The sequence below is a fragment of the Actinocorallia sp. A-T 12471 genome (assembly GCF_033875155.1).
Lineage (GTDB): Bacteria > Actinomycetota > Actinomycetes > Streptosporangiales > Streptosporangiaceae > Actinocorallia.
The window spans coordinates 23800-43910 of the sequence record NZ_JAWZTE010000018.1; the positions used below are offsets into that span (position 1 = coordinate 23800).

General features: G+C 71.1%; 21 protein-coding genes. 10 read left to right on the forward strand and 11 right to left on the reverse strand.

The genetic code is table 11. The features are described 5' to 3' along the window. Window position 1 precedes the first annotated feature (1 nt). Window positions 2–865 (forward strand): metal ABC transporter permease, encoded by an 864-nt coding sequence (locus R9X44_RS33155; protein WP_319818401.1) that lies wholly within the window; start codon window positions 2–4, stop codon window positions 863–865. After that, window positions 862–1242, forward strand: coding sequence for a transcriptional repressor (locus tag R9X44_RS33160; protein WP_319818323.1), 381 nt, complete (start codon window positions 862–864; stop codon window positions 1240–1242). The genes R9X44_RS33155 and R9X44_RS33160 overlap by 4 nt, the downstream gene beginning before the upstream one ends. Window positions 1243–1402: 160 nt before the next feature. Here R9X44_RS33160 and R9X44_RS33165 read toward each other — a convergent pair whose 3' ends face one another. Further along, complete coding sequence (locus tag R9X44_RS33165; protein ID WP_319818324.1) at window positions 1403–3295, reverse strand: glycoside hydrolase family 15 protein; 1893 nt, start codon at window positions 3293–3295, stop codon at window positions 1403–1405. A gap of 215 nt (window positions 3296–3510) precedes the next feature. Between R9X44_RS33165 and ppdK the strand changes: the two genes are divergently transcribed. The 3 genes from ppdK (at window position 3511) to R9X44_RS33180 (ending at window position 8307) form a co-directional block, all read left to right on the forward strand. Then, complete coding sequence (gene ppdK, locus R9X44_RS33170; protein WP_319818325.1) at window positions 3511–6183, forward strand: pyruvate, phosphate dikinase; 2673 nt, start codon at window positions 3511–3513, stop codon at window positions 6181–6183. A 194-nt stretch (window positions 6184–6377) separates the two neighbouring features. Then, window positions 6378–7052: a YdcF family protein gene (locus R9X44_RS33175; RefSeq protein WP_319818326.1), complete on the forward strand. Its 675-nt coding sequence runs from the start codon at window positions 6378–6380 to the stop codon at window positions 7050–7052. A 40-nt stretch (window positions 7053–7092) separates the two neighbouring features. After that, entirely contained in the window at window positions 7093–8307 is a 1215-nt protein-coding gene (locus R9X44_RS33180; RefSeq protein WP_319818327.1) for a deoxyguanosinetriphosphate triphosphohydrolase, read from the forward strand. A gap of 219 nt (window positions 8308–8526) precedes the next feature. Here the strand turns inward: R9X44_RS33180 and R9X44_RS33185 are convergent, their stop codons facing one another. Both R9X44_RS33185 and R9X44_RS33190 read right to left on the reverse strand, forming a co-directional pair. Next, window positions 8527–8955, reverse strand: coding sequence for a type II toxin-antitoxin system VapC family toxin (locus R9X44_RS33185; protein ID WP_319818328.1), 429 nt, complete (start codon window positions 8953–8955; stop codon window positions 8527–8529). Then, window positions 8952–9227 carry a hypothetical protein gene (locus R9X44_RS33190; protein WP_319818329.1) on the reverse strand — a complete coding sequence of 92 codons (276 nt, stop codon included), beginning with the start codon at window positions 9225–9227 and terminating at the stop codon, window positions 8952–8954. Before R9X44_RS33190 ends, R9X44_RS33185 begins: the two co-directional genes overlap by 4 nt. Window positions 9228–9321: 94 nt before the next feature. Here R9X44_RS33190 and R9X44_RS33195 point away from each other — a divergent pair, with 94 nt between their 5' ends. The 3 genes from R9X44_RS33195 (at window position 9322) to R9X44_RS33205 (ending at window position 11512) form a co-directional block, all read left to right on the forward strand. Then, window positions 9322–10584: a helix-turn-helix transcriptional regulator gene (locus R9X44_RS33195; RefSeq protein ID WP_319818402.1), complete on the forward strand. Its 1263-nt coding sequence runs from the start codon at window positions 9322–9324 to the stop codon at window positions 10582–10584. Between the two features lie 137 nt (window positions 10585–10721). Further along, on the forward strand, window positions 10722–10967 hold the full coding sequence (locus R9X44_RS33200; protein ID WP_319818330.1) for a hypothetical protein: 246 nt from the start codon (window positions 10722–10724) through the stop codon (window positions 10965–10967). A 212-nt stretch (window positions 10968–11179) separates the two neighbouring features. Beyond that, window positions 11180–11512 carry a hypothetical protein gene (locus tag R9X44_RS33205; RefSeq protein WP_319818331.1) on the forward strand — a complete coding sequence of 111 codons (333 nt, stop codon included), beginning with the start codon at window positions 11180–11182 and terminating at the stop codon, window positions 11510–11512. A gap of 52 nt (window positions 11513–11564) precedes the next feature. On the opposite strand, the gene R9X44_RS33210 is transcribed toward R9X44_RS33205, so the two are convergent. Further along, entirely contained in the window at window positions 11565–12533 is a 969-nt protein-coding gene (locus R9X44_RS33210) for an NAD(P)-dependent alcohol dehydrogenase (RefSeq protein ID WP_319818332.1), read from the reverse strand. Window positions 12534–12726: 193 nt separating this feature from the next. On the opposite strand from R9X44_RS33210, the gene R9X44_RS33215 reads away from it, so the two are divergent. Then, a complete protein-coding gene (locus tag R9X44_RS33215) occupies window positions 12727–13338 on the forward strand; it encodes a helix-turn-helix domain-containing protein (RefSeq protein ID WP_319818333.1) in 612 nt (203 codons plus the stop codon). Window positions 13339–13358: 20 nt separating this feature from the next. Here R9X44_RS33215 and R9X44_RS33220 read toward each other — a convergent pair whose 3' ends face one another. The 7 genes from R9X44_RS33220 to R9X44_RS33250 all read right to left on the reverse strand — a co-directional run bounded on the left by R9X44_RS33220 (window position 13359) and on the right by R9X44_RS33250 (window position 18648). Further along, window positions 13359–14054 carry an urease accessory protein UreD gene (locus R9X44_RS33220; protein WP_319818334.1) on the reverse strand — a complete coding sequence of 232 codons (696 nt, stop codon included), beginning with the start codon at window positions 14052–14054 and terminating at the stop codon, window positions 13359–13361. A gap of 72 nt (window positions 14055–14126) precedes the next feature. Continuing rightward, the gene (gene ureG / locus R9X44_RS33225) at window positions 14127–14786 is read right to left on the reverse strand and encodes an urease accessory protein UreG (protein WP_319818335.1); all 660 of its coding nucleotides are present in this window, start codon (window positions 14784–14786) and stop codon (window positions 14127–14129) included. Between the two features lie 20 nt (window positions 14787–14806). Next, window positions 14807–15781 carry an urease accessory UreF family protein gene (locus tag R9X44_RS33230; RefSeq protein ID WP_319818336.1) on the reverse strand — a complete coding sequence of 325 codons (975 nt, stop codon included), beginning with the start codon at window positions 15779–15781 and terminating at the stop codon, window positions 14807–14809. Then, the gene (locus tag R9X44_RS33235) at window positions 15781–17490 is read right to left on the reverse strand and encodes an urease subunit alpha (RefSeq protein WP_319818337.1); all 1710 of its coding nucleotides are present in this window, start codon (window positions 17488–17490) and stop codon (window positions 15781–15783) included. The genes R9X44_RS33230 and R9X44_RS33235 overlap by 1 nt, the downstream gene beginning before the upstream one ends. Beyond that, window positions 17483–17815, reverse strand: coding sequence for an urease subunit beta (locus R9X44_RS33240; protein ID WP_319818338.1), 333 nt, complete (start codon window positions 17813–17815; stop codon window positions 17483–17485). The genes R9X44_RS33235 and R9X44_RS33240 overlap by 8 nt, the downstream gene beginning before the upstream one ends. Beyond that, window positions 17812–18114, reverse strand: a complete 303-nt coding sequence (locus R9X44_RS33245) for an urease subunit gamma (protein ID WP_319818339.1) — start codon at window positions 18112–18114, stop codon at window positions 17812–17814. Before R9X44_RS33245 ends, R9X44_RS33240 begins: the two co-directional genes overlap by 4 nt. Before the next feature lie 114 nt (window positions 18115–18228). Continuing rightward, on the reverse strand, window positions 18229–18648 hold the full coding sequence (locus tag R9X44_RS33250; protein ID WP_319818340.1) for a MarR family winged helix-turn-helix transcriptional regulator: 420 nt from the start codon (window positions 18646–18648) through the stop codon (window positions 18229–18231). A gap of 617 nt (window positions 18649–19265) precedes the next feature. On the opposite strand from R9X44_RS33250, the gene R9X44_RS33255 reads away from it, so the two are divergent. Then, a complete protein-coding gene (locus R9X44_RS33255) occupies window positions 19266–20111 on the forward strand; it encodes a nitroreductase/quinone reductase family protein (protein ID WP_319818341.1) in 846 nt (281 codons plus the stop codon).

The following is a 20111-nucleotide window of genomic DNA, read 5'->3' on the forward strand; positions in this document are numbered from 1 at the left end:
CATGCAGCGCGCGCTGCTCGCCGCGCTGCTCATCGGCCTCGCCGCGCCCGCCGTCGGCACGTTCATCGTGCAGCGGCGGCTTTCGCTGCTCGGCGACGGCATCGGCCACATCGCCCTCACCGGCGTCGCCCTCGGCCTGGTCACCAGCACCTCGCCGCTGCTCGGCGCGATCGTGGTCTCCGTGCTCGGCGCGGTCCTCATCGAGGTCATGCGCTCCTCCGGCAGGACCGGCGGCGACCTCGCCCTCGCGCTGCTGTTCTACGGCGGCCTGGCCGGGGGCGTCCTGGTGACGAACTTCGCGCCCGGCGGCAGCACCTCGAACCTGCTGTCCTACCTGTTCGGCTCGATCAGCAGCGTCTCGTCCGACGACCTGTACGTCATCGGCGGCCTCGTCGTCGCCGTCCTCGTCGTGCTCGCGGTGTTCGGACGTGAGCTGTTCCTGCTGTGCCAGGACGAGGAGATGGCCAGGGCGTCCGGCGTGCGGGTGCGGTTCCTCAGCATCCTGCTCGCGGTCGTCGCCGCGCTCACCATCGTCGTCGCCATGCGCGTCGTCGGGCTGCTGCTGGTCAGCGCGCTGATGGTGGTGCCCGTCGCCGCCGCACAGCAGCTCACCCGCGGGTTCAAGGCGACCGCCGCGCTCGCCATGGTCTACGGCGTCGTCGCCGCGCTCGGCGGGCTCACCGCGTCCTACCAGTTCAGCGTGGGGGAGGTGAACATCTCACCTGGCCCGGCCATCGTCGTCACCGCGCTCGCGCTGTTCGCGGCGTCGGCCGCGCTCGGCCCGCTCGCCCGACGCCGCGCGGCGCGCGCCGCCGACGGCCCGCTAGAGTCTGAGCGAGATACCGCGCTAGAGGAGGTTCCATGACGACCGCCAGACGCGACGCCGTCCGCCGCGCCCTGGCAGGGAACGAGGGCTTCCGGAGCGCCCAGGACATCTACGCGGTCCTGCGCGCGGAAGGTTCCAAGATCGGCCTGACCACGGTCTACCGCGCGCTCCAGGCGCTGTCGGAGTCCGGCGAGGTCGACGTGCTGCGCACCGCCGACGGCGAGGCCGTCTACCGGGCCTGCTCCAGCGTCGAGCACCACCACCACCTGGTGTGCCGCTCCTGCGGGAAGACCATCGAGGTCGCCGGACCCGCGGTCGAGAAGTGGGCCGACGCGCTCGCCGCCGAACACGGCTTCACCGACATGACCCACACGATCGAGATCTTCGGCACCTGCCCGGACTGCGGCGCGTCCTGAGAAGGACGAAGGCGCGTGGCCGGTTCGCCCGGTCTGCCGGGCCGCGCCGGATTAGGCTGGGTGTCAGCGGGTCCGTCTCCGCCCATGTCGGGTGGGCGGAGGCGGAACCGCCACCACAGGACGGCGGCCTCGTGAGCCACCGTCCCGGGACGATCCCGTTCTAACTGAACGGATACAGGCGCTGGCCGCGATCCGCGCCGATGACCTGCATCACCGCGTTGATCAGGGCGAGGTGCGTGAACGCCTGAGGGAAGTTGCCGAGGTGGCGGCCCGTGTGCGGGTCGATCTCCTCGGCGTACAGCTGAAGGTGCGAGGCGTAGCTCAGCAGCTTCTGGCACAGCGTCCTGGCGCTCTCGGTCTCGCCGATCATCACCAGGGCCGACACCAGCCAGAACGAGCAGATCGTGAACGTGCCCTCCTCGGACACGAACCCGTCGTCGGTCTCGTCGGTGCGGTACCGCAGGACGAGGTCGTCCTCGGTGAGCTCGTCGGCGATCGCCAGGACCGTCTCGCGGACCCGCTTGTCGTCCGGCGGCAGGAAGCCCACCAGCGGGATCAGCAGCACCGACGCATCAAGCGCCTTCGCGCCGTAGTGCGCGGTGAACACGCCGCGCTGGTCGACCGCGTTGGCCAGCACGTCGTCGCGGATCTCGTCGGCCGCGCGCTGCCAGCGCTCGGCGCGCTCGTGCTCGTCCGCGCCGCGCAGCCGCGCGAGCTGCGCGCCGCGCTGTGCGGCGAGCCAGCAGAACACCTTGGACGAGGTGAAGTGCTGCGGCGCGCCGCGCACCTCCCACATGCCGCAGTCCGGCTCACGCCAGTGCTGCAGCGCCTCCTCGACCTGGGTGACGACGATCTTCCACAGCCTGTCGTCCAACCTGTCGCGCTTGCGGACGAACAGGTAGATCGACCCGATGATCGCGCCCCACACGTCGTGCTGCGCCTGCGTGTAGGCCCCGTTGCCGATCCTGACGGGCTTGGCGTTGTCGTAGCCCGACAGGTGGTCGAGCTCGGACTCGGGCAGCTCCGACCTTCCGTCCACCCCGTACATGATCTGGAGGCGTCCGTCGGACTCCTCGGCCACGTCGGTGATGAAGTGGAAGAAGTCGTTGGCTTCCCAGTCGTAGCCCAGGGTGTAGAAGGCCCACAGCGTCATCGTGCTGTCGCGGATCCACGTGTACCGGTAGTCCCAGTTGCGGTCCCCGCCGGGGGCCTCGGGCAGCGAGGTCGTCGCCGCCGCGGCCACCGCGCCGGTCGGCGCGTAGGTGAGGCCCTTCAGGGTCAGGGCGCTCCGCTGGAGAAACGACCTCCAGGGATGGTCGGGAAAGTCCCCCCGGTCGAGCCAGTGCTGCCAGTGGTGGATGGTCCACCGCAGGCGGTCCTCGGCCTCGGCGAGGTTCTTCGGCGCGCCGTGGGTGCTCCACGACAGCGCCACGTACCGTGACTCGCCCTCCTTGAGGAGGGTGCGGCTGGTGGCCAGCGAGCCCTCGAACCCGACGTTCATGTCGGTCGTCAGGTGCAGGTTGAGCCCGCCCCCGACGGCCACGGCCGCCTGGTAGGCGTCGCCGGTGTAGCTCCAGCGGGCCGGGGTGCGGCCGTACTCGAACACCGGCATGCAGTCCATGCGGACCTGCACGTTGCCGTTGACGCACTTGACCTTGCGCAGCAGCACATGGTCGGCGTCGTAGTCGGTGGGGGCTCGGCGGTGCGACTCCGAGCGCTCGTCCTCATGGTGCCAGGGCCCCATGAGCAGGGCGTCGGTGACGACGAGCCAGCCCCCGCGGGTCCACCATGTGGTCTCCATGACCATGGTGCCCGGGATGTAGCGCTGGGCGGCGGGGACCTCCACCCCTGCCGGTGCGATGCGGAAGTATCCGGCGTCACGGTCCAGGATCGAGCCGAACACGCTTGGCGAGTCGATCTTGGGAAGGCAGAGCCATTCCACGTTGCCGCTCGGCGCTATCAGCGCGGTCGTCTCACAGTCCGACAGGAACCCGAAGTCCGCGATGGGCGCGAACGGTTCGCTGCCGGGTCCCAGGGCCCCACGACGTCGCACGGCCTCACCTCCCTCGTACTCTGCTTCCCCGGTTTTCACGGGTGGGCACGCTCCAATCCAGTGTGAAAAGAACGCAAAGTTTCTGGAACAAGACGATTGGCTTAGACCACGGCACCCCCTCTGACCAGGCGATTTGCCCTCTGGGAGAATGGGGTGAAGGGGCCTGAACTGGGCAACCGGTACAGTTCCCCCCCAAAGGGTGGAAGGAGCTGGCCGTGCCGAAGTTCGTGTACGACTTCACCGAGGGCAACAAAGATCTGAAAGATCTCCTGGGCGGAAAAGGTGCAAATCTTTCCGAAATGACAAACCTGGGTCTTCCGGTGCCTCCGGGGTTCACCATCACCACGGAGGCATGCCGGCACTACCTGGCCGAGGGCAAGACCCCCGACGGCCTGGGCGCTGAGATCACCGCCAAGCTGACCGCCCTGGAGGAGTCCATGGGCAAGCGGCTCGGCCAGGCCGACGACCCGCTGCTGGTCAGCGTGCGGTCCGGCGCGAAGTTCTCCATGCCCGGCATGATGGACACGGTCCTCAACATCGGTTTGAACGACGAATCCGTCCAGGGCCTCGCCAAGCAGGCCGGCGGAAACGACCGTTTCGCCTGGGACTCCTACCGGCGTCTCATCCAGATGTTCGGCAAGACGGTGCTCGGCGTCGAAGGCGACCTTTTTGAAGAGGCCCTGGAAGAGGCCAAGCACGCCAAGGGCACCACCGACGACCTCGACCTCGACGCCGACGACTTCCGCAAGGTCGTCGAGCGGTTCAAGGGCATCGTCCGCGAGCACACCGGACGCGACTTCCCCGGCGACCCCCGCGAGCAGATGGACCTGGCCATCAAGGCGGTCTTCGACTCGTGGAACTCCGACCGCGCCATCCTCTACCGCCGCCAGGAGCGCATCCCCGCCGACCTGGGCACCGCCGTCAACGTCTGCTCGATGGTGTTCGGCAACCTCGGCATGGACTCGGGCACCGGCGTGGCCTTCACCCGCGACCCCGCCAGCGGCCAGCAGGGCGTCTACGGCGACTACCTCCAGAACGCCCAGGGTGAGGACGTCGTCGCGGGCATCCGCAACACCGTCCCGCTCGCCGAACTCGGGCGCATCAACAAGGACGTCTACGACGAGCTTCTCGCGATCATGGAGAAGCTGGAGAACCACTACCTCGACCTGTGCGACATCGAGTTCACGGTGGAGCGCGGCAAACTGTGGATGCTGCAGACCCGAGTAGGCAAGCGGACCGCCGCCGCGGCGTTCCGCATCGCCTGCCAGCTCGCCGACCAGGGCCTCATCGACCTCGACGAGGCGGTCCACCGCGTCAACGGCGACCAGCTCGCCCAGCTGATGTTCCCCCGCTTCGACGCCAACGCCCCCAAGACCCAGATCGCCAAGGGCATGAACGCCTCCCCGGGCGCGGCCGTCGGCAAGGCGGTCTTCTCCTCCGAGGCCGCCGTCGAGGCCGCCGCGCGCGGCGAGAAGGTCATCCTCGTCCGTCGCGAGACCACCCCCGACGACCTCACCGGCATGATCGCCGCCCAGGGCATCCTCACCTCGCGCGGCGGCAAGACCTCCCACGCCGCCGTCGTCGCCCGCGGCATGGGCAAGACCTGCGTCTGCGGCGCGGAGGAACTCGACGTCGACGTCAAGAGCCGGGTGATGCGGGTCGGCGACGCCGTCGTCACCGAGGGCGACGTCATCTCCATCGACGGCACGTCCGGCGCGGTCTACCTCGGCGAGGTGCCCGTCAGCGACTCCCCGGTCGTCCAGTACTTCGAGGGCGAACTGTCCCCCTCCGACGGCGACGAACTCGTCCAGTCCGTGCACCGGATCATGACCCACGCCGACTCCGTGCGCCGCCTCGCCGTCCGGGCCAACGCCGACAACCCCGAGGACTCCGCCCGCGCCCGCCGCTTCGGCGCGCAGGGCATCGGCCTGTGCCGCACCGAGCACATGTTCCTCGGCGAGCGCAGGCAGCTGGTGGAGGACCTGATCCTCGCCACCTCCGACGCCGAGCGCACCGCCGCCCTCGACGCGCTCGCCCCGCTCCAGCGCGAGGACTTCCACGGCATCCTCAAGGAGATGGACGGGCTCCCGGTCACGATCCGGCTCATAGACCCGCCGCTGCACGAGTTCCTCCCGGATCTGACTGAGCTGTCGGTGAAGGTGGCACTTGCCGGCGCCGACGCTTCCGAGAAGGACCGCAGGCTTCTGGAGGCCGTCCACCGCCTCCACGAACAGAACCCTATGCTCGGTCTGCGAGGTGTGAGGCTGGGTTTGGTGATTCCTGGCCTTTTCGCGATGCAGGTGCGGGCGATCGCTGAAGCTGCCGCGCAGCGCCTCGCCGAGGGGGGTTCCCCGAAGCCGGAGATCATGATCCCGCTCGTCGGGTCCATCCAGGAGCTGGAGCACGCCCGCGAGGAGGCCGAGGGCGTCCTGGCCGAGGTCGGCGGGGGTGTCGAGGCGCTGATCGGGACCATGATCGAGCTGCCGCGCGCCGCCCTCACCGCGGGGCAGATCGCCGAGGGCGCGGAGTTCTTCTCCTTCGGCACCAACGACCTCACCCAGACGACGTGGGGCTTCTCCCGCGACGACGTCGAGGCGTCGTTCTTCAGCCGCTACCTCGACCTGGGCATCTTCGGCGTGTCGCCGTTCGAGACGCTCGACCGCGACGGCGTCGGCAGGCTCGTGCGGATCGCCGTGGAGGAGGGCCGCAAGACCCGTCCCGGCATCAAGCTCGGCGTCTGCGGCGAGCACGGCGGCGACCCCGAGTCCGTCCACTTCTTCCACGAGGTCGGGCTGGACTACGTGTCGTGCTCGCCGTTCCGCGTCCCCGTCGCCCGCCTCGAGGCAGGCCGCGCCGCGGTCGAGACCGCGGGCAGCGACAGCCGCTGACCCGGGCCCCGGGTGAATACTGCCCGGAACACGGGTGCGCCCCGGCGAAGCCGGGGCCTCTCAAGCGCCCGTGTTCCGGGCCCGGATGAATACCGCCCGGTGCCTTTCCGAAGAAAGGCACCGGGCCGAACCCGCTGATCTCCGTCGCCGTCTCACATAGTGTGAGTGCCACGATGGCGATGGACGCGGACGCGATGACACCGGTGGAACAGGACGAGGACGAGCGGGAGCGGGCGCCCCGGCGCAGGCGGCGCAGGCCGCGTTTTCTGGTCTGGACGGGCAGGGTCCTGTTCGTGGTGATATCGGTGTGCGTGCTGACCCCGCTCGTCGTCGGGTGGCGGGTCTGGTACGAGGCGCGGCAGGACCACAGGCCCAAGTCCGACGCGATCATCGTGCTCGGCGCGGCGCAGTACGACGGCAAGCCCTCCCCGTACCTCGAGTTCCGGCTCAGGCACGCGTTCGAGCTCTACGAGGACGGCGTCGCGCCCCGGATCGTCACCGTCGGCGGCAAGCAGACCGGCGACCGCGTCACCGAGGCCGCCGCCGGACGCGACTTCCTGATCGGGCTCGGCGTCCCCGGCGACGACGTCGTCGCGGTGGAACGGGGCCGCGACACGCTGCAGAGCATGGTCGCGGTGGGGGAGGAGTACAAGGAGAACGGCTGGAAGTCCGGCGTGGTCGTCACCGACCCCTGGCACAGCCTGCGCTCGAAGAAGATGGCGTCGGAGAACGGCATCAAGGCGGCCTCGTCGCCGACGCGCAGCGGGCCGAGCGTGCTCAGCCGGGACACCCAGCTGCACTCCATCGTCCGCGAGACGGGCGGCTACCTCTACTACGTGTTGCTGGGCCGTAGTCGCGCCAAGACCTGAAAGTCACGGAGGCGTCACCCGCGCGCACTATCCTCGGTGGATGAACGGCTACACCTCCTCCGACATCGAGCGCTGGGCCCCCGAGGTGCCCAAACGCCGCGACCGCACGGCCTTCGAGCGCGACCGTGCCAGGGTCCTGCACAGCGCGGCGCTGCGGCGGCTGTCGTCCAAGACCCAGGTGGGCGACCCCGGCTCCAACGACTTCCAGCGCACCCGCCTCACCCACTCCCTGGAGTGCGGCCAGGTCGGGCGGGAACTCGGCAAGTCGCTCGGCTGCGACCCCGACCTCGTGGAGACCGCGTGCCTCGCGCACGACCTCGGCCACCCGCCGTTCGGCCACAACGGCGAGAAGGCCCTCGACGTCTTCGCCTCGGCGTGCGGCGGGTTCGAGGGCAACGCGCAGAGCCTGCGGCTGCTGACGCGCCTCGAGCACAAGTCGTTCGCCGCCGACGGGCGCAGCGTCGGGCTCAACCTGACGCGCGCGTCCCTTGACGCGACCATGAAGTATCCGTGGCGGCGTCGGGACAACCCCACCAAGTACGGCGTTTACGACGACGACCTTGAGGTGGCGCTGTGGGTGCGTTCCGAGGCTCCCGAGGGGCGGAGCTGCTTCGAGGCGCAGGTGATGGACTGGTCGGATGATGTCGCGTACTCCGTCCATGATCTTGAGGACGCGCTCGTCACGGAGTCGGTGCACCTGGGGATGCTGGCCGATCCCGTCCTGCGCAAGGACGTCGCGGGGGTCGCGGCGAAGATGTACGGGACCGAGGGGGACGCGCCGGAGCTCGAGGAGCGGTTCACCGTGCTGCTCGCCCAGCCGTTCTGGCCGCGCGAGATCGACCACACCGCGTCGGCGTACGCGGCGCTGAAGAACCTGACCAGCTGGCTGATCGGCAGGTTCTGCCTCGCGGCCGAGGACGCCACCCGCGCGGCCTACGGGCCGGGCCCGCTCACCCGTTACGAGGCCGATCTGATCGTGCCGCGGCACATCCGTCAGGAGGTGTCGTTGCTGAAGGCCGTCACCGCGCACTACGTGTGGATCAGCTACGAGGCCAACCGGGCGCGGCAGCGCGAGGTGATCGCCGAGCTTGCCGAGGCCGTCGCGGCCGGCGCGCCCGACACCCTCGACCCGCTCTACCGCTGGGCGTACGCCGACGCCGCCGACGCGGCCGCACGCCGCCGCGTCGTCGTCGACCAGATCGCATCCCTGACCGACACCAGCGCCCTGGTCTGGCACACCCGCCTCTGCCACTGACCCCCGCCCACCCACAAACCCACACACCCAACACCCAGGCCACCCGAACACCCAACACCAAACCAGACCCCAACCCCACCCACCCGCCCCACCGCCGCCCCACCTGAAACAACTCCAGCCGCTGCCCAGGGCCGCGCCGACCTCGCCCGGCGCCGCGAACTCGCCTCCCGACCTCTGGCGAGCCGGTCGCGGTCCGGCTGTGCGGGGCGACCATCCCGCTCAGGGCTCGTGATCCCAGGGGTTGACCACGAGAGCCGTCGTGCGGGCGAGATGCTTGACATTGCGCGTCGCCAGGGTCCAGCCGTTGGCGAGGGCTGTGGCGGCGATGAGCGCGTCCGGCGGGTCAATGGTGGTTCCGGTGCGCTTCAGCCGCTTGTGGATCTCCAGATAGGCGACGGACTCCCGCTCGCCGATCGGGGCGATGCGCTCGGCGTATTCGTGCCGGATGCCGTCGAGGATCCGCCGGTATCCGGCCCGCCGGTCGGGGTCGGCGGCTGCGGCGATGCCAAGCTCGATCTCGGCGACCGTGATGACACTCAGACAGAGGTCGGGGGCGGGGACGGACTTGGCCCAGGCGACGACTGAGGGGGACGGCCGAGGCCGGGTCGTGAGCTCGGTGACCACGTTCGTGTCGAGCAGGTAGATCACTCGCCGCTCGCGTCGTCGTCGTAGGAACGTTCACCGAACTCAAGGCCCTCGAACGGCTGAGTGAGGAGAAGATCCAGGAACCCGTCATTTCCCAGAGCGGCCCAGCGTTGGAGCACCGAGGGCAGAGCGTCGAGGTCGGTGTCCGCGAGATCCGCGTCGAAGTGCCGTCGCTGCCCCTCCGGCAGCGAATCCCTGATCTCCCTGATCGTCCTCAACGGATGCTCGGGATCGTGCCGACGCGCAGGCGACGGCACACCAGGAACCGTGCTCACAATCGCCTCCCTCCCGCAGCTGCATTCCCCGAACACCACCCTAAGCGCCTCGACTCCCTCTGTCACCCGGCCCGGCCCCGACCTCGCCGCGGTTGTGGTGCGGCTGCGGGCTCGGACGGGGATGAGTCAGCAGGAACTCGCGGACCTTGTGCCCGGGTGGACGCAGACGAAGGTGGGGCGGGTCGAACGCGGCGAGCGCGACACGCTCTACGACCTGCGCGAACTCCTGGCGTTCGCCGACGCGGTGGGCATGCCCCGGGAGGCCCTGGCACCGCTCTTCCTGGGTGATCCCGACGCCGTCGCGGCGGCCGACGCGCCTCAGGGAGCGGGTGTGGACGACGGCGTCATCGACCGCAGGACGTTCGCGGAACGGACAATGCTCGCGTCCGCCGGGTTCGCGCTGCCCGCGACGGGTGCGCGCCCGCCCGAGCGGGTGACCGACGCGCACCTGCGCCTGCTCCAGGCATCGCTTGACGCGTTGCGCACCCAGGACCGGGCCTCGGGGGGTACGGGCCTGGTCCGGCATGGAGTCGCGCTCTTCCAGCGGGCGAGGGCGACGCTCGACGCGGCCGACCACACCGACCGGGTGGGCCGTGAGCTCCTCGGGTTGTGCGCCCAAACCGGGGTCATCGCCGGTTTTGTCGCCTATGACGCCGATGTCCAGGCAGTCGCGCGCACCCTCTTCAGCGAGAGCGTGCTCCTCGCCGAGACGTCCGGTGATCCCGCGCTCGTCGCGCTGGCCTACGCGTCGATGGCGTTGCACTCGACCCACCTCGGCCGGACGACGGGCCGCCCGGGCCCCGCGCGCGAGGCGCTCCGGCTGCTCGACCGCGCCACGGCCGCCATCCGGTATGAGCGGAACTGCGCGCGACTCCACGCGCTCATCGAGATGCGCAAGGCCCCCGCCGCCGCCCTGCTCGGCGACGCCGCGACCGCACGCCTGACGATAAGCGCGGCCCGCCGATCGCTCGACGAGCACCACGACGACGACGAATCCCGCGTTCTCGAGTTCGTCACCCCGGCCGAGATCACCGGATTCGAGGCCGCGTCCTTCCTTGACCTCGGAAAGCCCGCAGAGGCCCTGAAGTCCTACACCGCCGTCCTCGCCCAGCTGCCGAAGGGCAAGCTCTACGACCGAAGCCGCGTCTACTACCGCGCGATGGTGGCGCACTCCCTGCACCGCATGGGCGACACCGCAGCCGCCCTCGACAAGGCCGTCGAACTCATCCCCGCCTTCGAGAACGGCGCTTCCTCCCGCCGAGCCCTAACCCGCCTGACCCCCCTCCGCGCCACCACCACCGACGAGTCCTTCACCACCCGCTTCGACACCCTCACCACCACCCTCCAAACCCCCTAACCCCCCCGGCGAACAACAAGCGGCCGAAGCCCAGGCACGCGGCCCTGAGCTTGCCCGGGCGCGGCCGCCCGCTGGGAGAGGCGGAGCCAGGCTTCGCGGTCGAGGACGGGACGCGAACGTTCGCACTAAGCGAGATCATGGTGCGCGGGGCCTGGACGGGACGCGGCGTCGGCTACGCCCTCCTGTTCGAGCTGCTGCGCGGCAGGCCCGAGCGGCGGGCGACCTGGCTGGTGGACCCGGCCAACCCGACGCACGCGTACGCGGCCTACGAGAGCTGGGGCGCCCGGAAGGTGACGGCGTTGCGACCGTCGTGGCCCGGCGCACCGACCTTCGACGTCCTCGTCCTTGACCTCCCACTGGAGAAGAGACCCCACCGCACTTAGAACCGCGCGCCCGGACTGCGCCGTTCGTCGTTCGCAGGTCCGTCTGGGGTTGCGGGGGTGGGGGTTTGTCGGTTCTATGTGGGTTCGGTGGTGATGAAGGAGGGGTTTGGGTGCGGGGTGGCGGGGTAGGGGTGTGGGCGATGTTGGTTGTGGTGGGGACTGCTGGGTGTTCGGTGGAGTGGTTGGGGAAGGCGGGGCCGGCTTGTGAGGAGATGGTGGAACGTGACGTGGTGTTCCTGAAGGAGAGGGCCCAGGAAGTCGTCGGGCTGGCCGGGGTGGGAGTGCGGAAGATCAGGGGGTATTCGTCCTGCGAAAGCGCAGAGCCCACGTCCTACGTGGAAGTTCGGCTTGCCGAGGGGGCCGGGGACGTCGTGGGGGTCGCCGGTAAGGACGGGTGGTACAGGCCGGAGCGCCTTCCAGCATTCGAGGGGCTCGAGGAGTCGGACCTGCCCGTCCTGGCCAAGCGCTTCGACGGCGAGTGGACTGTTCTGGTGTGGCGGGAGGATCGGCGGGGGGTTTTCAGGTTCGACCTCCTGGAGCGGTGAGCGGCGGCCCTTGAGCCGTGGTGCGGGCTGTCGGGCGACGACCTTGGGGTGGTTAGGGGAGGGTGATGATGTGTTTGCCTCGGGTGCCGCCGGCTTCTAGGGCGCGGTGGGCGTTGGCGGCGTCGGCGAGGGGGTGGACTGTGTCGACGACGGGGCGCAGGTCGCCGGATTCGACGAGGCGGGTGAGGTCGTCCAGGAGGTCGGTTTTGGGGTTGCCGGAGAAGAAGCGGATGCGGCGGGAGCCGTGCCGGACGGACAGTGCGATCGATGCGAGGGAGGTGAACGGTCTGGCGAGGTCGAACGCGATCGTGACCATGCGGCCGGAGCGGCCGAGGGTGCGGTGCCATGCCGGAAGGTCGGTGCCGACGGTGTCGAGGACGACGTCGAACGGGCCGAGGTCGGCGGGGGAGACCGTCGTGTAGTCGAGGGCGACGTCGGCGCCGAGCGAGCGCACGAGGTCGAGGTTCGCGCCGCCCGCCAGGGCCGTGACGTGCGCGCCGTACGCCTTGCCGAGCTGCACCGCGACGTTGCCGACGCCCCCGGCCCCGCCCCGCACGAGCAGCCGCTCGCCGGCCCGCAGCCGCGCCTTGTCGCGCAGCGCGGTGATCGCCGTGGTGCCGACGGGCAGCGCGGCGGCTTCGACGTGCCCGAGCCCGGCCGGCGCGCGCGACAGGCACGACGGCGGCGCGGCGATGTACTCGGCGGCGCTGCCGAACCCCTGGTTGCGCGGCATCACCCCCCACACGGGGGTGCCGACCTCGAGCCCCGCGACGGGTTCCGCGAGCTCCGCGACCTCGCCCGCGAAGTCGAGGCCGAGCCGCTTCGGCCAGCCGCGCAGCAGCGTCTCGCTGAAGGGTTTGAGGCGGCCCGCGCGCAGCGGCAGCTCCCCGCCGTTGACGCTCACCGCCCTGACCCGCACGAGCACGTGCTTCCGGTCGGCCGAAGGACGCTTGACGCGGCCCGCGTAGAGCACGTCCGGCGGCCCGTACCGGTCGAACATCAACGCCTGCATCTCACTCATAGTCATCACCCTCCGGGGGTCGCCAAGGGGTACGAACAGCGGTTTCCTTAGGTCGCATCACCCAATGTCACCCTAGATGGCTAACCGGATGAACCCGTCCACTTCGGCTAAGGTGAGAAGAATGAGCGCCGGACCTTCTCGGATAACCCACTCCGCCCAGCCCGTCGCGGGCGATTCGACAGAAGAAGGGGGATTGCGGGCGGACGCGCGGGAGAACCGGCGACGGGTGGTCGCGGCCGCGCGGGAACTGTTCGCGGAGCGGGGCCTCGACGTGCCGATGGCGACGATCGCGCGGCGCGCCGGGGTCGGCGTGGCGACGCTGTACCGGCGGTTCCCGACCCGCGCGGACCTCGTCGTCGAGGTGTTCTCCGACCAGCTCGGCGTGTGCGTCCAAGCGATTGACGACGCGCTCGCCGACCCCGACCCGTGGCACGGGTTCGTCAGCGCCGTCGAGAAGATCTGCGCCGCGCAGGTCGTGGACCGGGGCTTCACCGCGGCGTTCCTGAGCGAGTTCCCCGACGCCGTCGACTACGAGCGCGAACGCGTGCGGGCCGAGCGGGTGTTCGCGCTCGTCGCCCAGCGCGCCAAGGACTCCGGCGACCTCCACCCCGACTTCGACCGCACCGACCTCACCCTCCTCATCATGGCCAACGGCGGCATCACCGCCCCCACCCCCGAAGCCGCCCTCGCCGCCTCCCGCCGCCTCACCACCCTCCTCCTCACCGCCTTCCACCTCCCCACCACCCCCCTCCCCCCACCCGCCCCCCTCGGCCTCTACCACACCCCGCTAGGGCCGGGCCGCTGAAGCCCGCGTAGGGGAGAGGGTTAGGGGATTAGGGTTTCGGCGGTTTGGAGGAGGTGGCGGAGGGTGGGGGTGTTGGGGGCGTGGGCGTTGGCGAGGGTGCCGCCGGAGGAGAGGGGGAGGATGGCGAGGCCGGGTTGGGTGTGGGGGGTGGAGGTTTCGGTGCGGATTAGGGAGCCGATGGCTTTGGCGTCGGCGAGGATGGCTCGGCTGCGGGAGGTGGGGTCGGCGCGGAGTTCGTGGCGGAGGAGGGGGTGACCGGAGCGGGTGATGTCGATGCGGCTGGTGTGCAGACCGGGGGGCTCGTTGTGGCGGCCGAGGACGAGTTCCTCGAGCCAGCGGAGGGTCGCCGAGGGGCCCAGGTCGATTCGGGTGACGGCCCGGTGGCGGCACCCCCGGACGGCGACGGTCGGCTCGGGGGCGAAGTCGAGGTGGCCGTCGACGCGGGCGTCGATGGTGTAGACGGACTCGCCGTCACCCGGCATCGCGAGCGCAGTCGCCACCGACCGGATCGTCAGCGACGCGCCCGCGCCGACCTCGATGTCGAGCCGCAGCCTGTCGCCTCCGAGCGGCCCGGCCGCCGCGCCCACGAGGTACACCCCGTCGGGCGTCTCGCGCAGCGCGATCGGGCCGTCCGAGCGCAGGCGGGTGAGCCTGGTCCGCCCGTCCGGTCCGGCCTCCGCCGTGACCGCCGCGTGCGCCACATACCCGCGCCCCATGACCTCCCCCTTTCCCCGTGTTCCTTACCGGCGAAGCCGGTCTCCCGCGCACCCGACGCGCGTGCCGGAGCGTCAGTGGTGGAGGAAGTCGTGGACCGAGGTGCGGACCCAGTCGGCGATCTTGGGGACGTCGGGTTCCTCGCGGATCGAGCTGAAGACGACGGGACGGCCCTCGCGGACCTGCGCGGAGTCGCGGTCCATGACGCCGAGGTCAGCGCCGACGAGCGGGGCCAGATCGGTCTTGTTGATGACCAGAAGGTCGCTCGTGGTGACGCCGGGGCCGCCCTTGCGCGGGACCTTGTCGCCGCCCGAGACGTCGAGCACGAAGATCTGCTTGTCCACCAGGCCCTGGCTGAAGGTCGCGGTGAGGTTGTCGCCGCCGCTCTCCACGATGACGAGTTCGAGGCCGGTGTGCCGCTCCTCGAGGTCCTCGACGGCGTCGAGGTTGGCGGAGATGTCGTCGCGGATCGCGGTGTGCGGGCAGCAGCCGGTCCGGACGGCCATGATGCGCTCGTCGTCGAGGACCGCGTTGCGGCGCAGGAAGTCGGCGTCCTCGGTGGTGTAGATGTCGTTGGTGACGACGGCGAGGTTGAGTTCGTCCTTGAGCACCTTGCACAGCGCGGCGGTCAGCGCGGTCTTGCCGCTGCCGACGGGTCCGCCGATGCCGAGCCGCATGGGACGGCCCTGCTTCGGCGCGGCGTGGTGCTGGTCGGGTCCGTGGTATCCGCCCATGGGTGCTCTCCTTCGGTGGTTCAGGACTCAAAGAGCCGCAGGTCGGCTCGCAGGTGCTCCTCGGCCCACAGGTCGAGTGCGGGGGCCGAGACGGCGGGCAGTTCCGCCCAGTCCTTCTCGGCGTACGCGGCGGCTTCTTCTGCCACCTCATCGACCTCGGAAGCGAGGTCGGCCAAAGCGCGCTGGACGGCGAGGGGATCGAGTCCGAGCAGCCGCACCGCCGCCGACGCCGGTCCCGTCACCGCGCCGTACGCGGCGACGGACGCGGCGTCCAGCGCGCTGCACCCGATGACGTGCGCGGCCGCGCCCAGCACGATCGGATGATGCGCCGCCCGCGGCATCCCCTCCCCGACGGGCACGCGCAGCCCGTCGAGGACCGGCGAAGGCCACGTCGCCCGCGCCGCCCGAAGCAGCGACTTGCCCTGCGCCCGCGAAGCGACCCGCTGCGCCCTTGACGGCGTCCGCGCATCCGCCTCCGCATCAAGCTCGGCCCACCCCGCAAGCCCACCCCCGACCCGCGCGAACCCGGCCGACTCGGCCTCGGTCCGCTCGGCCCCGGCCCGCTCGGCCCCGGCCCGCGCGAACCCGGCCCGCTCTGACCCGGCCCGTTCGGCCCCGGCCCGCTCGGCCCCGGCCCGTTCGGCCCCGGCCCGCCCAGGCCCGGCCGACGCTGGCCCGGCTGCCTCGGCCCTGGCCTGCTCCGACCCGGCGTGCTCGGCCCCGGCCTGCTCGAACCCGGCGGGCTCGGAGCCCGTCGGGCCGAGCCCGGCACCCGAGGACGCCGCGTGTTCCGTCGTCGCCGCGCACGTGCGGGCGGCCGCGGCGAGGGCGGCCACGACGAGGCCCGCGGTCCAGAGTCGGCCGTGGAGGAAGTCCGCAAGGTCGGGGACCGTGCGGACGGCTCCGGCGGTGACGGCGGGTTCCAGGCCGCCCGAGTGGGCGTGGCCCCCGGCGGGGAGCCGGGAGTCGGCGAGCATCAGCAGGTGGGCGCGCATCAGAACAGGAAGTACCGCTGGGCCATCGGGAGCTTCTCTGCGGGCGCGGGTTCGATGACCTCGCCGTCGATCCGGACGGTGAAGGAGTCGGGGTCGACCTCGATGCGGGGGAGTGCGTCGTTGAGCGGCATGTCTGCCTTGCCCAGCGCGCGGGTGCTCCGCACGGGGACGAGCCGCCGCCGCACGTCGATCTTCGAGGCGAGGTCGTCCTCGATCGCCGCCTCCGACACGAAGTGCAGCGACGTGGCGGCCGCGACGGTCGGCGACGCCCCGAACATCGGACGCGGCAGCACCGGCTGCGGCGTCGGGATCGACGCGTTCGCGTCGCCCATCTGCGCCCAGGCGATGACCCCGCCCTTGACGACGAGCGTCGGCCGCACCCCGAAGAACCGCGGGTCCCACAGCACGAGGTCGGCGAGCTTGCCCACCTCGACTGACCCGACCTCGCCGTCGAGCCCGTGCGCAATCGCCGGATTGATCGTGTATTTCGCGACATAGCGCTGCGCGCGAAGGTTGTCGGCGGGCCCGCCGAGCGACCCGCGCCGCCCCTTCATCACGTGCGCGGTCTGCCACGTGCGCAGCACCGTCTCGCCGATCCTGCCCATCGCCTGCGAGTCCGATCCGATGATCGAGATCGCGCCCATGTCGTGCAGGACGTCCTCGGCGGCCATGGTCGTCGGCCGGATCCGCGACTCGGCGAACGCCAGGTCCTCGGGCACCGAAGGCGACAGGTGGTGGCACACCATGAGCATGTCGAGGTGCTCGTCGAGCGTGTTGATCGTGTGCGGCCGGGTCGGGTTGGTCGAGGAGGGCAGCACGTTCGGGTGCGCGGCGACGGTGATGATGTCGGGCGCGTGCCCGCCGCCCGCGCCCTCGGTGTGGTAGGCGTGGATCGAGCGGCCCGCGATCGCGCCGAGCGTCGACTCGACGTACCCGGCCTCGTTCAGCGTGTCGGAGTGCAGCGCCGCCTGGACGCCGGAGGCGTCGCAGACCCGCAGGCACGCGTCGATCGCCGACGGGGTCGTGCCCCAGTCCTCGTGCAGCTTGAAGCCCGAAGCGCCGGCCTTCAGCTGCTCCCACAGGCCCGCCTCGGACACCGTGTTGCCCTTGCCGAGCAGCGAGACGTTGACGGGCCAGGAGTCGAGCGCCTCGAGCATCCGGTGCAGGTACCAGGCCCCGGTGACGGTCGTGGCCTTGGTCCCCTCGGCAGGGCCCGTGCCGCCGCCGATGAGCGTGGTGACGCCCGCGCCGAGCGCCTCCTCGATGAGCTGCGGGCAGATCAGGTGGACGTGCGAGTCCACCGCGCCCGCGGTGAGGATCTTGCCGTTCCCGGCGAGGATCTCGGTGGACGGCCCGATCACCAGGTCAGGGTGGACCCCGTCCATGATGTCGGGGTTGCCCGCTTTGCCGATCGCGACGATCCTGCCGTCGCGCACGCCCACGTCGGCCTTGACGATGCCCCAGTGGTCGAGGATGACGACGCCGGTGATCACCAGGTCGGGCGCGCCCTCGGCCCGGGTGGCCCGCGCCTGCCCCATCGACTCGCGGATGACCTTGCCGCCGCCGAAGACCGCCTCGTCGCCCGCCCCCGCGCCGCGCGCGAGGTCCTCGGTGACCTCGATGAACAGGTCGGTGTCGGCGAGCCGGATCTTGTCCCCGGCGGTCGGCCCGTACAGGGCCGCGTAACGGGCCCGTGAGATCTCAGCCATGCAGGCCCCCTTCAGGCCGGAGGCCCGGCACGATCCGGTGCCCGGCCAGCGGCACGAGGTCGACGTCCCGGACGATGCCGGGCTCGAAGCGCACGGCGGTCCCGGCGGGCACGTCGAGCCGGTGGCCCGAGGCGGCCTCCCGGTCGAACTCAAGCGCCGCGTTCGCCTGTGCGAAGTGGTAGTGCGACCCGACCTGGACGGGCCGGTCGCCGGTGTTGGCGACGGTGAGGGTGATCCGCTCCCGCCCCGGGTTCAGCTCGACCGGCTCGTCCCCGACGATCACCTGTCCCGGCGCCCAGTCGCCGGTCGGCTCCGCGCCGCTCACGGGATCGGCCTGTGCACGGTCACGAGCTTGGTCCCGTCCGGGAACGTCGCCTCGATCTGGACGGAGTCGAGCAGTTCGGGGATGCCGTCCATGACGTCCTCACGGGTGAGCACCTGGCGGCCGCTTTCCATCAGCTCCGCCACGGTCCTGCCGTCGCGCGCGCCCTCCAGGACGTGGACGGCGATGATCGCGGTGGCCTCGGGGTGGTTGAGCTTCAGTCCGCGCCCCTGGCGCTCGCGCGCCACGCCCGCGGCCACATGAAGGAGCAGCCGTTCCTGCTCATGGGGAGAGATCAGCACGCGACGACGTTATCGCTGGTCAGCGCCGAGGCTCCACAGAGTGAACGTCGATATTGCCGATTTAACTACGAATTAACTGGCGGCGTCAGCGCGGGGAGAAAGGTGACGAACCGCTCACCCGCGCCGCGTCGCCGACGCCTCGCGCTCGTAGGCGGCCATGACGTCGACGACAAGGGTCCGCTCCCGAGGGGTCAGCGGTTCAAGCGCGCGGTGCCACGCCTCCGCGCCGACGGCGAGCCACGCGCGGATCGCCGGAAGGTGCGCCTCGGCGATGCTGACGATCGTGCGCCGCCGGTCGGACGGGTCCTCGCCGCGCTCAAGGATGCCCTGCCGGCTCAGGTCGCCGACCATCAGGCTGACCGTAGCGGGGGCGACCTCGAGCCGCTCGGCGAGCGCGTTGACGCCGGTGGGCCCGTCGAACAGCAGGTACGACAGCAGCGACAGGTGGCGGGGCGCGAGGTCGAACCCGTCGAGCGCGGCGGGGATCTTGATCCGCTTGGCGGTGGAGACCATGCGCGGCATCAGCCTGAGCATCGCCCGAACGCCCTCCTCAAGACTCGTCTCCCGACCCGCCCCCCTCCCCGCCCCCCTGGCCCCGGCAGAGGCCGTGGCAGCGGTCCGGGCGGCGGTCCCGGCGGGGGTCTCAGCAGCGGTCCCGGCAGGGGGCCCGGCAGCGGTCCCGGCGGGAGTCCCGGCGGGGGTCTCAGCGGGGGTCTCGGCGGCGGTCCCGGCAGGGGTCTCAGCGGGGGTCTCGGCGGCGGTCCCGGCAGGGGTCTCGGCGGCGGTCCGGGCGGTCCGGGCGGTCCGGGCGGTCCGGGCGGTCCGGGCGGGGGTCTCGGCAGTGGTCCGGGCGGGGGTCCCGGCAGCGGTCGTGGCAGCGGTCCCGGCAGGGGGCCTGGCGGGGGTCTCGGCGGCGGTCCCGGCAGGGGGCCTGGCGGCGGTCCGGGCGGTCCGGGCGGGGGTCTTGGCGGGGGGCTCGGCAGGGGGCGTGTCGGGGGTCTCGGCGGGGGGCTTGTTCGGGGGCGTGTCGGGGGTTTCGGCAGGGGTCTTGTCAGACATGGCTTTGCGTCCAAAGTAGCTTTGTGGTTAAAGTAGCTTTGCTTGCAAAGCAAAGCTACTTGGGCAAGGTCTAAGAATAGGGAGGCCGCCGCATGGCCGGCTGGAACGACAAGATCATCGAGGAGTTCCGTGCGAACAAGGGCGTGGTCGGAGGGATGTTTGAGGGGGCGGCGCTGCTGTTGCTCACCTCGTCCGGCCACAAGACGGGACGGCCGCACACGACCCCGCTGGGCTACCTCGCCGAGGACGGGCGGCTGCTGGTGTTCGCGTCCAACGCGGGCGGGCCGACCGACCCCGTCTGGTACCGCAACGTGCGCGCCGACCCGCGCGTCACCGTCGAGGTGGGGGAGGAGAAGTACCCCGCGACGGCCCTCGCCCTGCACGGGGCCGAACGCGACGCGGCCTACGCCCGTCAGGGCGAACTCGTGCCCGCCTACGCCGAGTACCAGCGCGGCACCGACCGGGTGATCCCCGTCGTCGCGCTCTACCCCGCCGACTACCGTGCCGACCGCGCCGCCGCCGTCGGCGACCACCTGCGCGAGGTGCACAAGACCCTGCGCACCACCCTCGCGGACCTCGCCCGCCCGGACGCCGACGGCTCGGATGCCTATGACCTGTATGTTCACTGTTTGACGGCCTGTGGGGCGCTGGGTGAGCATCATGCGGCTGAGGATGGGGTTTTTCCGCGTCTTGAGGCGATCTTTCCTGGGTTGTCCAAGGTCGTTGGCGTGCTGCGGCGCGAGCATGCCGAGGTCGCGGCGATGAATGAGGGTCTGCGTGCCCTCGCGGAGCGTGGCGCGTCGCGGGAGGAGATCGCCGCCGAGAGTGCGCGGATCTCCAGCGCGCTGGAAGCGCACTTCGCCTACGAGGAGGAACAGCTCGTCCCCTTGCTCAACGCGCTGCGCCGCGAGGAGCTGACGGACGCCGAGATCGGCTGA